This window comes from Methylomonas sp. Kb3 (genome assembly GCF_002834115.1).
In the GTDB taxonomy this organism is placed as follows: Bacteria; Pseudomonadota; Gammaproteobacteria; order Methylococcales; family Methylomonadaceae; genus Methylomonas; species Methylomonas defluvii.
Map to the genome: position 1 here is coordinate 300,095 of NZ_PIZT01000069.1, position 12,858 is coordinate 312,952.

The following is a 12,858-nucleotide window of genomic DNA, read 5'->3' on the forward strand; positions in this document are numbered from 1 at the left end:
TCGAAGCAATGCAAAAAATTCTGGTCTTCGGCGGTACCGGTACAATAGGTGCACATGTTTGCCAAATATTCGATACAAAGGGATGGCAGGTCGTTATAGCGTCCAGAAAGCAAAGCGCGCTTCCTGAGCATATTTTATTTGACCCATTCGATGACAATTTGAATTTATCCGCGCTTAAAGCAGCAGGCCAATTCAATGCCGTGTGTTGGGCGCAAGGGATGAATTGTAACGATAGTGTTTATAATGTTGATACAGATAAAAATATTGAACTATATAAAGCTAATTGCTTGTTTATTGTCAAAGCATTAAATATTTTATTAAATGAAAATATATTAGCCGAAAATGCGCGTTTAGCCGTGATTAGTTCAATATGGCAAAATATCGCCAGACAGGACAAGTTATCGTATTGCATGACTAAATCCGCGTTGCATGGATTAGTGCTTTCCGCTGCAACCGATCTTGCCCGTGACGGCTATTTAATTAATGCGGTTTTGCCGGGAGCATTGGATACGCCAATGACTCATCAAAATCTTGCGCCGGAACAGCTGAAAAAGATAATCGATGCGACGAAGTTTAACCGACTAGCCACGTTGGAGGATGTGACCAATATGGTTTATTTTCTGTGTTCTCCGGAAAATACCGGTATAACAGGTCAATTTATTAGTGCAGACTTAGGGTTTAGTCATGTCCGTATCGTTTGATATTCAATCCAGTATTGCAAATTATCGCGTGGTAATAGAAAACGGTGCTTTTGCCGAAATACAACGGCAAGATGAGAATAGCGCCGTGTTATGCGATAACTTTTTTGAAACGGCTTTTTCCGGGAATGCCAAGGTTATTGCGGTGCCGGCGAATGAAGAAACCAAGAGTTTGACATCCGTACCCGAGATAATCGTAAAAATGCGAGATTTAGCCTTAACAAGGCAAGCTAAATTGACGGCTGTCGGTGGCGGTAGCCTGCAGGATATAGCCACCTTTTGTGCATCGATTTATATGCGCGGTATCAAATGGGATTATATTCCCACCACTCTATTGGGCATGGTGGATTCTTGTATTGGGGGTAAATCATCTATCAATGTTGGACGTTATAAAAATCTGGTTGGAAACTTCCATCCCCCGGAAACCATTATAATTGATCCGAATTTAGTAAAAACCCTCAACTCAGAACAGAAAATCGCCGGATTGTGCGAGGCCGTGAAGATTTGCTATGCCAAAGGAAGTTCGTGTTTTTCTGAGTATATGCGGTTAAATCCGCAAATGGATATGAATGTAGAAGGGTATGCGGACGTCATTGAATTAAGTTTAAAAGCAAAAAAATGGTTTATCGAAATTGATGAATTTGATAAGGCCGAGCGTTTATTACTGAATTTTGGTCATACCTTCGGGCATGCTTTGGAAGGTGCTTCCAATTTTGAAGTGAGCCATGGCATAGCGGTTGGGTTAGGTATGCTGATTGCTGTTAACTATGCCCAAGTGAGCGGTGGCCTGGAGCACATTCCGGCGGATACTCAACAGTTGAAAGATTATGTCATTGGCTTATTGGATGAAATTCCGATGCTGAAGGAAATTATCCAGCGAATTGATGTGGAAAAAGTCTTTGAGTGTTTTATATCCGATAAAAAGCATTCCACCAGTCATTTTATTATTATCAGTGTGAATGATTCCGGAGCGTTAGAGCGGTTATTTATCGATAAAATCGAGGCAAATATAATCAATTTGAAGTCTGCGATTAGCTCAGTCATTAGTCAGAGCTACAAATAATGGCTTTTGATTTCGAAAAAGCGTTTGGCGCTGATTATTCATTTATATTAGATCACCTATTTAGTAAACAAAGCCATATTGCTGTCACCGGTGCCAGCGGCTGGTTAGGCCGGGCAACTCTGGAATTGTTTTCCGCTTTGTACGGCGATGAATTTAACCAGCGGGTATCAGGCTATGGATCGCGCGAACAGCAGATAGTATTGGCTGATGGCCGTACGGTATCCGTTAGACCTTTGGCGGAAATCACCCATCGGCATACGCAACATACTCTCTATTTGTTTCACTTTGCGTTTTTAACCAAGGATAAGGTTGGCGGATATTCAGACGATGAATATATTCGGTTGAATAAAGTTATTCAGGGCTTGGTGGTACAGGTATTGAATCAATCACAGGTAAAAGCTGTGCTATTGTCGTCGTCCGGAGCAGTCTACGATTATTTAAACGATAGCAATAGAGATGAATCTGCAAATCTGTACGGTAGATTAAAATATGAAGATGAGTTGCGATTTCAAGAGATATGCCGTAAAGCTGATATAAAACTTCTTATCCCAAGAATATTTAATTTAAGCGGACCATATATCAATAAGCTAAACGCTTATGCCTTGTCCTCGATTATAGCAAACGTCATTGCCCGAGAAAATGTGTTAATTCGGGCAAATAAGCCGGTGTTTCGGTCTTATATTTACATACTGGATTTACTGCTGATCTGTATTCGCATGATGTTTTCGGAACGTTTCGAAAACATCGTATGTTTTGATACCGTGGGTGATGAAACGGTGGAAGTGGGTGAGTTGGCTGAAAAAGTATGCAAGCTACTGGATGCTTCTGATTTAACAGTTGAGCGTCCGAATATCGTACATGGGGAGGCCGATAGCTATTTGGGAAATGAGCAGCCTATTAAAGAGATTATAAAGGGGTTTGAATTTCCCGTAACAGGTCTGGATCGGCAGATTTTGGAAACTGCCGAGTATATCCGTAATTTGAGCAAATGTAGTGGATAGATGATTATGTCTATAACCAAGAGGAAATATTAATGAAGTTGGTTATTCTTGCGGGTGGATTGGGCACTCGTATTAATGAAGAAACCTCGGTGAAGCCTAAGCCGATGATAGAAATAGGTGGCAGGCCTATTTTATGGCACATAATGAAGTTATATTCTCATTATGGAATTAACGAATTTATAATATGTTTGGGTTATAAAGGCTATATTATTAAAGAGTATTTTGCTAATTACTTTTTACATATGTCGGATGTGACCTTCGATATGGAGCATAACGAGATGCAGGTGCATCAAAAATATGCAGAGCCATGGAAGGTGACCTTGGTTGACACCGGTGAGTTAACCATGACGGGCGGTCGCTTAAAAAGAGTTCGCGATTATGTCGGCGATGAAACATTCTGTTTTACTTACGGAGATGGGGTCGGCGATGTCGACATTCATGCGTTGATCGATTTTCATCATTCTCACAATGACGCCGCAACAGTGACCGCCGTGCAACCGCCCGGCCGGTTTGGTGCCTTGGAATTGATGGGTAGCCGCATCAAAAGTTTTCAGGAGAAACCGCAGGGCGACGGCGCCTGGATAAACGGCGGTTTTTTTGTGTTGTCACCGGCAGTGTTCGATTTAATCGATAGCGACGAAACGCTATGGGAAAAAGAACCGATGGAGCGCCTGGCAAACAGCAATCAGCTGCACGCTTATTTCCACAAAGGCTTCTGGCAACCCATGGACACATTAAGAGATAAACAGCATTTGGAACAGCTTTGGCAACAGCAAAAAGCACCGTGGAAAATATGGTAGAGCATAGCGATTTTTGGCGAGGCAAAAGGGTTTTTATAACCGGGCATACCGGATTTAAAGGCGGTTGGTTGGCGTTATATCTGCACCGGTTAGGTGCGGAGATCAAAGGGTATGCGTTACCGGCGCCTACTGCGCCCAGTTTATTCCAAGTGGCTGATGTGGCTTCGGTACTGCAGCATGTTGAAGGCGATATTCGCGATTTAGCCAGCGTGATGGCGGAAATGCAAAGTTTTCAACCTGAGATTGTGTTTCATTTGGCCGCGCAACCGCTTGTTCGTTATTCCTATCAACAGCCGGTGGAAACCTATGCCACCAATGTGATGGGTACGGTTAATTTACTGGAGGCGGTCAGGCACACTGCGTCGGTAAAGTCAGTTGTTATAGTCACCAGCGACAAATGCTATGAAAACAAGGAATGGTTGTGGGGCTACCGTGAAAACGAGCCGATGGGCGGCTTCGATCCTTACAGCAACAGCAAAGGCTGCTCAGAGTTGGTGACTGCCAGCTATCGTAATTCCTTTTTTCCCAGCGAACGCTACGCTGAGCACGGTGTGGCGGTGGCGTCGGTGCGTGCCGGTAATGTGATCGGGGGCGGGGATTGGGCTCAAGATCGTTTAATCCCCGATATTATGAGGGCTTTCATGGCAGGGGAGGCTGTCACGATTCGTAACCCTACGGCCATCAGGCCTTGGCAGCATGTACTGGAGCCGGTGACCGGCTATGTCCTGCTGGCAGAACAACTGTATAAACAAGGTGGCCGATATGCGGAGGGCTGGAATTTCGGGCCTGGCGAAGCAGATGCGCAACCCGTATCGTGGATATTGGAAAAACTGGCGGATTTATGGGGCAATGGCGCAAGTTGGCAAATCGATGGTAGTGAGCAGCCGCATGAAGCGCACTATTTGAAGCTTGATTGCTCCAAAGCCAAGACCCTTCTGGGTTGGGTACCGCGTTGGACTCTGGCCCAAGCGTTGGCGATGATTGTCGACTGGAACCTGGCCTATCAACAAGGCAAGGATATGCGGCAAGTCTGCGCGGAGCAGTTAGAGCAGTTTTTGACGGCTGATCAACATTAATTTTATTGAACACAAAGATAAGACAGTGACAGAAAATACATTAAAAGCGCAGATTTTGGATTTGGTTGAACAATACGCCGCCGAACGTTATGCCGAAAAAGCTTTCGTTCCGGAACAGTCCGTAGTGCCGCCTTCGGGTAAAATTCTCGGCGCTAAAGAACTTAGTTATATGGTCGAAGCCTCGCTGGACGGTTGGTTGACTACCGGACGATTTAACGACCAGTTTGAAAAGCAATTGGCAGAGTTTATCGGGGTTAGCAGCGCGTTGACGGTCAATTCCGGTTCCTCTGCGAATCTGCTGGCTTTTGCCTGTTTGACATCCGAAAAACTGGGTGATCGTGCCTTACAGAAAGGCGATGAAGTCATTTCCGTGGCGGCTGGTTTTCCGACGACGGTTAATCCTATCTTGCTTTACGATCTGGTCCCGGTATTTGTCGATGTGGAAATACCAACCTACAACATCGATCCCAGTAAAATCGAGGCGGCCATCACGCCTAAAACCAAAGCAATTATGATTGCCCACACGCTGGGCAATCCGTTTGACCTGGATAAAGTCGTCGAAATCGCAAAAAAATACAATCTCTGGTTGATAGAAGATTGCTGCGATGCGTTGGGTACAACCTACAAGGGCCGTAATGTTGGTACCTTCGGCGATATTGGTACGCTCAGTTTTTACCCTGCTCACCACATCACGATGGGCGAGGGTGGCGCGGTATTTACCAGCAGTCGCCGCCTGAAAACTATCATCGAGTCGTTTCGGGATTGGGGAAGAGATTGTTACTGCGCCCCCGGCGTAGATAATACCTGTAAAAAGCGCTTCGGTTGGCAGTTAGGCGATTTGCCGGCTGGCTACGACCACAAATACACCTATTCGCACTTGGGTTATAACTTAAAAATTACCGATATGCAGGCGGCCTGTGGCTTAGCGCAGTTAGAGCGTGCGCCGGAATTGATTGAAATCAGAAAACGTAATTTTAAATTCCTGAAGCAACGCTTGGCTACTTGCGAGCAGTATTTGATTCTGCCGGAAGCCACACCGGGATCGGATCCCTCATGGTTTGGGTTTCCTATCACGCTGAAGGAAGACTCAGGTCACGAGCGCGTGGAATTGTTGAAATATCTGGATAAATACAAAATCGGCTCCCGCTTGCTGTTTGCCGGAAACTTGACCCGTCAGCCCTATATGAAAGGCAGACAATATCGAATTTCCGGCTCATTGGATGTAACCGATAGAATTATGCGGCAAACTTTTTGGATCGGTATTTATCCAGCCTTGACCACAGAGATGCTGGAATTCGTTGCCGAAAAAATAGAAATCTTTTTTGGTATCCGTCAATAAGCTGGCAAACAAGCAATGCAAAACAAGACCATAAAATATAGCGATCTATTGGCCGATTGGTTAAAAGAAAGAGGATATACCCACTGCTTTTACGTGGCCGGCGGCAATATCATGCATATTCTCGCGAGCGTAAATCGTCATTTCAACTGCGTTAGCGTGGTGCATGAGGTGGCGGCCGGAATCGCAGCGGAATATTTCAATGAAATAAGCACCGATGGTAAAGCCTTTGCTTTGGTAACCGCCGGTCCCGGCTTAACCAATATTGTCACCGCAGTGGCGGGTGCCTATTTGGAGAGCCGGGAATTATTGGTGATAGGTGGGCAAGTAAAGACCGCCGATCTTTGCCGGCAACAAGTACGCCAGCGCGGCATTCAAGAGATTGATGGTGTCGATATAGTCAAGCCGATCACCTCAAAATCGGTGCTGATGGATAGCTTGATTTCCTGTGAGGCATTTAATCGGATTATCGACGCCGGGGTTACAGGCCGCAAAGGCCCGGTGTTTCTTGAAATTCCGTTGGATATTCAAGGTGCACCGGTCGACGTAAGCGATCCAATATGCGAATTTGCTCCAGCCGCAAAGCAAGCTATCCCACCTATACATTCAGCCGAAATCCAACGTCTAATCGACGATGTTCGCACGGCAAAACGGCCGTTTTTATTGATTGGAGCCGGTGTTGCCAGACAGACGGTAGAAAAGATATACGAGGCTTTGGAGCCTATGGGTATTCCTTTGGCAACCACATGGAATGGCGCGGATAGGGTGGCAGCGGATCACCCCTTGTATTTTGGCCGCCCCAATACCTGGGGGCAACGTTACAGCAATTTATTGATGCAACAAGCCGATTTGCTGATCGCACTGGGAACCCGTTTGGGTCTGCAACAAACCGGGTTTAACTGGCAGGAGTTCGTACCTAACGGCAGAGTAGTGCAAGTGGAATGCGACCCAACCGAGCTTAACAAAGGCCATCCCCGCGTCGATAGCGGTTTGCAAGGCGATGCCAATCAAGTGTTACAAGCATTGGCGGCAGCAAGCCTTGGCGATCATGCCGAATGGGTGGCTTTTTGCCAAAAAGTGAAAGCCCAATTGCCGTTGATCGAGCCAATTAATAACACGGCAGAGCATTATTTATCGCCGTACGATTTTGTCAGCCGTTTGTCGGTACACTGCCGAGACACGGATAATGTCATTCCTTGCAGTAGTGGCGGAGCCTTTACCGTGATGATGCAAACCTTCGCCCAACAGCGCGGCCAACACATTGTGACAAACAAGGGCTTGGCATCGATGGGGTACGGTTTGAGCGGAGCAATAGGCGCGGCTTTCGCCTATCCGCAGCGCAGGACAGTTCTAGTGGAAGGCGATGGTGGATTTGCCCAAAATTTACAGGAGTTGGGCACGGTTGCTGTCAATAAGTTAAATCTGAAAATTTTCATTTTTAACGATAATGGCTATGCATCCATTCGCATGACGCAAAGAAATTATTTTAATGGTGCCTATATTGGTTGCGACCAGTCCTCGGGATTGGGTTTACCGGATTGGCTAACCTTATTTAAAGCCTTTAATCTGCCTTGTATCAAACTCGATGCCAATTTCGAGCAAGACCCGGAATTCCAACGCCTATTCGCAAGCGATGAACCTGCTGGGTTTGTTGTACCGATAGATCCGGAACAAACCTATTTTCCCAAAATTAACAGTAGGGTAACGGAAACAGGTTCGATGCAATCAAATCCCTTGCACCAAATGACTCCGGACTTGGATGAGAATCTATATTCCGTAGTAGCGCAATATTTGCAATAAACATATCCAGTATGAATAGAAAACTAATCTCAGTGGTAATTCCTGCCTATAACGAGCAGGACAATGTTGATGAATTGGCTAAACAATTAACAGCAGTATTTGCGGAAAATAGCGCTTACGATTTTGAAGCTATTATCGTAGAGAACGGTTCTCAAGATAATACCTACGAAAAGCTCTGCGCGGTACATGAGAAAGACCCGCGGTTTAAAATTGTGCAACTGGCGCGTAATTTTAGAATGGATGGCGGCATTACCGCTGGACTGAATTATGCGTCTGGTGATGCTGCCGTGATCATGACTGCGGATTTGCAAGATCCACCACATTTAATAACTCAGTTCATCAAAAAATGGGAAGAGGGATATGAAAACGTTTACGGTATTGTTACCAAACGTAATGGCACGGGCTTAATTCGCCGTTTTAACTCGCAATTGTTTTATTGGGTGGCCAACGGTTTGACCAACGGCATGGTTCCCAGAAATGTTAGCGACTTCAGGCTGATCGATAGAAAGGTATACGAAACCATCAATTCCATACACGAACGTAACCGTTTTATTCGTGGACTATTTGCCTGGGTGGGTTATAAATCCATAGGTATTGAGCATGAGCGGGCTGAACGCTTTGCCGGCGTATCGGGAGCTCACACTTTCAAGGTTATCGAACTGGCGTTAAAAGGCATATTGGCCCATTCTTATGTGCCTTTAAAGCTTATTACAATATTGGGAATAACCATATCTGCGGCGTCTTTTATCCTATTAGTATGGACAATAGTAAAAGCAATATTCTGGGGTGTGCCGTTTGCTGGATATGGGACCATTATGACCGTTATGTTCTTGATGTTCGGAATATTATTTACTATGTTGGGTATTGTTGCAGAATATATTGGTTTGATATACGAGGAAGTGAAGAATCGCCCTAATTTTATCGTGAGAAAGGAAGTTGGGTTCAATAACTAAACGTTTTTGGGGTAACGAAAAAATTCGTTATTTATTTGTAGGTTTGTACAATACCGCTTTTGGGTATGGTTTTTTTGCAGTTATTTGGTTTTTCCTACACCATGATTTACATTATGTGTGGCTTTTAATCATAAGTCATTTTGTATCGGTGATTAATGCATATTTGGGTTATAGGATTTATGTGTTTCGCGTGAAAGGGCGGTGGTTGAAAGAATTTTTTAGGTTTAATATGGTTTACCTTGGTGCTTTTGGTTTTAATTTAATAGCATTACCTCTTTTGGTCGAGAGACTTAATCTACATACATTGATTGCCCAAGCAATTATAGTATCTATTACTGTGATAAGCAGTTATATCTTGCATCGCCGATTTTCTTTTAAAAAGAATGGTGCGCAAAGTAAGTTATCTTAAATTTACTATCTAGTATGGATGGCATATTGAATGACTTCAGCTGATAGTGTTTGTGTAAAAAATAAAAATATTCATTGGTGGTTTGTCTGGATAATCTTTTCAGAGTTGGTTTTTTTGATCTTTTTTGTCAAGTATTTTGAATCCAGCGGTTATGCAATGCCGCCATTTTTCTTTGCGCCTTTAGATACATTTATGGACTTCTATAATACAAATTATTGGAGTCTAAATGATGGGCGTTATGACATATGGCAATCAATTTATCCGATAAGCGTATTTGCATTGGCGCAAATGTTAGTGCCGGATTATTGTGCTTCCGTTGTTTTACCGGCAGAGTTACGAGATTGCTCGCCATATTCTATCGCTTGGCTATTTTTGTTTTATTTTTGTGCAATTTTTGTATGTACAAAATTAATCGTAAAGCAGGTGGGTATAAAATATATTTCGGTTGAGATTGTTATATTTCTTGCGTTGCTGATGCAATTTCCCGGGCTTTATGCGTTAGAAAGAGGCAACTATATTATAGTTGCTTTTATGTTGTTGGCTTTTTCTCGGGCTTTTGGCGCCAATTGGAAAGGCGCAGTATTTCTTGCGTTGGCTATAAATATTAAGCAGTATTTAATAGTGCTCTGGTTCGTGCCGTTTTTTAAAAGAGAATATACATACTTTCTGATAAGTTTTTTTGCATCATTATTGATTAATCAAATAAGTATGATTGTCTTGGAAGATGGAAACTATAGGCAAATTTTCGAAAATATGTTTTCTTTTTCCGGCGCTGTTAATTCGGATTTTTTTCAGAAAGTTTGGTACACAACTTCGCTTAGTTCATGGTCGAAAGCTGTCTTTTACTATCAGGACAGGATTCCGGTAATCCTCTATTTGACTGCGCACTTTTTAAGGTGGTTTGTTCTTTTTGTTGCGGCGTCTATTTTATTTTTATCGGCGCGAAAAGCTCATTTTTTTACTTGGGAGCAATTAAGCGTAGTTGTTTTGCTTTCTATGATGGTCGCTACTGATTCCCCAGGTGGGTATGCAGTTATTTTGTTACTGCCATATTTAAGTGCAATTTTAATTGGAAGTTATGCTAATAAATATAGAAGGATAATCATGTTTGTGCTGTTGATTCCTCTGGATTTTGTGGTTGGTCCGATAATTGAGTTCAATCAATTTAGTTTTCTTTCGCAGCATTACGTGGATGTATCAACCGGATTGACATTTGGTGCGTATATTCGTCCATTTTGTCTGCTTTTCATGTTGATAATCATGAGTTACCCGGTTTTAGTATCTTTAAGGAAATTTTCATGACATTTAAAAGCCTAGTTGATGCGCTGATACAAAATAAAGGATATATAGGTTTAAATCTCCTATTGTGGGTTTTGATGGCCTTTATTTTACTGGAAGTAATGCCTGTTAAATATGAGGCGCAAGTTATAATTAAATTAGGTCAATTTGATAACAATACGCCCATTGCTGGCGCGGCGGAATCCATCGAATATTTACGTAACTCAGAAACCTTAATTTCGGTGGCGACTGCTAATAACGTATCTCCTACGGGCCTTTCAAAGAGAATTAGGACGCATCCTATCGATAATAATAAAGCAATAAAGATACTAGTCCATTGGGATTCTGTTGACGATGCTGAACGCTTAGTTTCTGCTTTAGCTCAGAAAATTGTCGATCATCATCAGCAAAAATTAAACAAAGAACTCAATAGTGTCAAAAGTGAAATACTTTATTGGGAGAAAATTTTAGACAAGAAAGAATGCAATAGTCAGGTCGTTGAAACAATTTCCCAGCTAAAATTGATTATTTTGAGCATGAGGCCAACAGAAATCGTGGCTCCCGCGTCAAAGTCATTTGATATTGTATCTATCGATTATATAACGGTATATTTGGTGGCGTTATTTATGTGGATGTTTTCAAGTTTGCTAATTGTTGAATATCATAGGTCGTGAGTCTATAGGTTGTATTTTATAGTCGGATAATCTATTCAAATCATGGTGATTTCTCAAAAAAACTATTTGGCAATCGCTGTCAGTGGTTTGTGTATTCTGTCTTTAATTGTTTGGCGTGACATGCCTTATTATCCTGATGAAGTTGCATTGCAATTCTATGCAGGAAGGTTTATTCAGGATAAGGGCGTTTCTCACGGGTTGTTTGCACTTTGCTCGTCTTGGGGGCTGAAAGTCCCGATGCTGCTTGCATTACCAGCGTGGTTATTGTCTAAAACTATGCTTTTGGTAAATCCCGTACAGTTTCGTATTTTTCCATTACTGGTTACTTTGACGATAGCATTATATGTGGCTAAGAAGGCTGTCAAGGGTGTAAATCCACTTGCGGTACTAATTATTTCAACAGGATTTATTGGGGTTGCTGGCTCCGGGCTAACGATGGCTCGTCCTGAATTTATTCATTTGCTTAATTTGCTTTTCTGCTTACTCTCATTTGTTTATTGGGATAATTCTGAAGTTCGTAAGCTTTATATCGGTATTTTTGTATTGGTTGGTTTGCTGGCTAGTGCATCATTGTCGGTTTATGTGCATATTCAAGGGGTGTTATTTGTTCCGCTGTCTATAGTTCTTGCAATATTACTATGTCGATCATTTACGTATAAAATTATTCCCACGATATTATCTGTTGCATATTTGTTCGGTATGTCAATTGCAGCTATTATTGGGTTTAGTCGGGGCATGTCATGCGACAATTACCCTGGTATACAGAGTTATTTGTCTTCTATGACAGTTGATATACATGCAGTTGTATTGCAGGGATTCTTTAGCTGGGTTAATAATAACTTTGTCGGTTATTCTCAGTCGTTTCTTTATAATAATGAATATGCGATTGGTTACTTGCCCTCCGTCGAACCTGAGTCTATAGTTTATTTTATTAAACTAAGGTTTTTAAATTGGTTTATACGGATTATTCTGTTTTTTAATCTTGTTATATTTTTTGGAGTTTTATTTTTTAGCGTTTTTAAGGTGATTAATGGGTTATTTTGTTATTTTAAGGCGAAATACACCTGTAAAAAATATTTTGATATAAGATATTTGCTTCTGTGTTTGATTGTTTCTCCGATTGTTTTTTTGTATGTTTATGACGCGGCTCATAATTTTTATAGGACTTTTTTTCTAAATTATGTAATTGTTGTTGTTGTTTGTCTATCTCTTGCTGGTTTTAGGTCTGGATACTTTAAGCATCTTATAAATATATATGCGTTAGTCTGTATTTGTGTAGTTGCTTCATCCCTACTTGTGAATTTTGTATTATTCAACAAATATTTAAAGGAAGGCTTTGTGGGTCCATCAATTGCGTTGAATAGTCTCGGCGCAGTTAATGATGATATTTTGGAGTTGGCTAGTGCATGTAAACTGAATATGGATAAGGGCAGAATTATTGTCGACGATTTAACCTATGAAAGCATGAAGCGTTTTTCTATACTATTTCCAATTACCTATCTCGACTTGCAGGGGCAGTTGACTGGCTTGGGCACTAAAAGAGTGCTTGATGTTGCTAAGCCTAGAGGGGTTATTGCTAGGTGTAGTTATGTTGAGCACGCAGGGCTAGTATATGAACATAAAAATAACGGGTTGTGTTGTGCAAACTATAGCTATCTATAAAAATAAATTATTTGGTAACTTAGTTTTGTAGGTGTTTATTTCGTGTTTTATATCTTGTGCTCATAAGTATTTAAAATAGTTTGATTTATAACATGCAGGCTTATCTGG

12 protein-coding genes are annotated in these 12,858 nt (G+C 42.1%); all 12 read left to right on the forward strand.

Going from position 1 to position 12,858, the window contains the following annotated elements:
* Window positions 1-8: 8 nt before the first annotated feature.
* The 12 genes from CWO84_RS22490 to CWO84_RS22545 are packed head-to-tail and all read left to right on the forward strand — an operon-like array spanning window position 9 to window position 12,750.
* Entirely contained in the window at window positions 9-701 is a 693-nt protein-coding gene (locus CWO84_RS22490) for an SDR family oxidoreductase (protein ID WP_101055364.1), read from the forward strand.
* Complete coding sequence (locus CWO84_RS22495) at window positions 685-1,761, forward strand: 3-dehydroquinate synthase family protein (RefSeq protein ID WP_101055366.1); 1,077 nt, start codon at window positions 685-687, stop codon at window positions 1,759-1,761. The genes CWO84_RS22490 and CWO84_RS22495 overlap by 17 nt, the downstream gene beginning before the upstream one ends.
* Entirely contained in the window at window positions 1,761-2,762 is a 1,002-nt protein-coding gene (locus tag CWO84_RS22500) for an NAD(P)-dependent oxidoreductase (protein WP_101055368.1), read from the forward strand. The genes CWO84_RS22495 and CWO84_RS22500 overlap by 1 nt, the downstream gene beginning before the upstream one ends.
* A gap of 32 nt (window positions 2,763-2,794) precedes the next feature.
* A complete protein-coding gene (rfbF, locus tag CWO84_RS22505) occupies window positions 2,795-3,562 on the forward strand; it encodes a glucose-1-phosphate cytidylyltransferase (protein WP_101055370.1) in 768 nt (255 codons plus the stop codon).
* Complete coding sequence (rfbG, locus tag CWO84_RS22510; RefSeq protein ID WP_240618127.1) at window positions 3,526-4,638, forward strand: CDP-glucose 4,6-dehydratase; 1,113 nt, start codon at window positions 3,526-3,528, stop codon at window positions 4,636-4,638. Before rfbF ends, rfbG begins: the two co-directional genes overlap by 37 nt.
* Before the next feature lie 25 nt (window positions 4,639-4,663).
* Window positions 4,664-5,977 carry a lipopolysaccharide biosynthesis protein RfbH gene (gene rfbH, locus CWO84_RS22515; protein ID WP_033155238.1) on the forward strand — a complete coding sequence of 438 codons (1,314 nt, stop codon included), beginning with the start codon at window positions 4,664-4,666 and terminating at the stop codon, window positions 5,975-5,977.
* 15 nt (window positions 5,978-5,992) lie between these two features.
* Window positions 5,993-7,774: a thiamine pyrophosphate-binding protein gene (locus CWO84_RS22520; protein ID WP_205800446.1), complete on the forward strand. Its 1,782-nt coding sequence runs from the start codon at window positions 5,993-5,995 to the stop codon at window positions 7,772-7,774.
* Between the two features lie 11 nt (window positions 7,775-7,785).
* Window positions 7,786-8,727: a glycosyltransferase family 2 protein gene (locus CWO84_RS22525; RefSeq protein ID WP_101055374.1), complete on the forward strand. Its 942-nt coding sequence runs from the start codon at window positions 7,786-7,788 to the stop codon at window positions 8,725-8,727.
* Window positions 8,711-9,136, forward strand: coding sequence for a GtrA family protein (locus CWO84_RS22530; RefSeq protein WP_084153194.1), 426 nt, complete (start codon window positions 8,711-8,713; stop codon window positions 9,134-9,136). The genes CWO84_RS22525 and CWO84_RS22530 overlap by 17 nt, the downstream gene beginning before the upstream one ends.
* A 30-nt stretch (window positions 9,137-9,166) precedes the next feature.
* The gene (locus CWO84_RS22535; RefSeq protein WP_101055376.1) at window positions 9,167-10,438 is read left to right on the forward strand and encodes a hypothetical protein; all 1,272 of its coding nucleotides are present in this window, start codon (window positions 9,167-9,169) and stop codon (window positions 10,436-10,438) included.
* Window positions 10,435-11,088, forward strand: a complete 654-nt coding sequence (locus CWO84_RS22540; protein WP_101055378.1) for a hypothetical protein — start codon at window positions 10,435-10,437, stop codon at window positions 11,086-11,088. The genes CWO84_RS22535 and CWO84_RS22540 overlap by 4 nt, the downstream gene beginning before the upstream one ends.
* Before the next feature lie 42 nt (window positions 11,089-11,130).
* Window positions 11,131-12,750, forward strand: coding sequence for a hypothetical protein (locus CWO84_RS22545; protein ID WP_101055379.1), 1,620 nt, complete (start codon window positions 11,131-11,133; stop codon window positions 12,748-12,750).
* The last annotated feature ends 108 nt before the right edge of the window (window positions 12,751-12,858 follow it).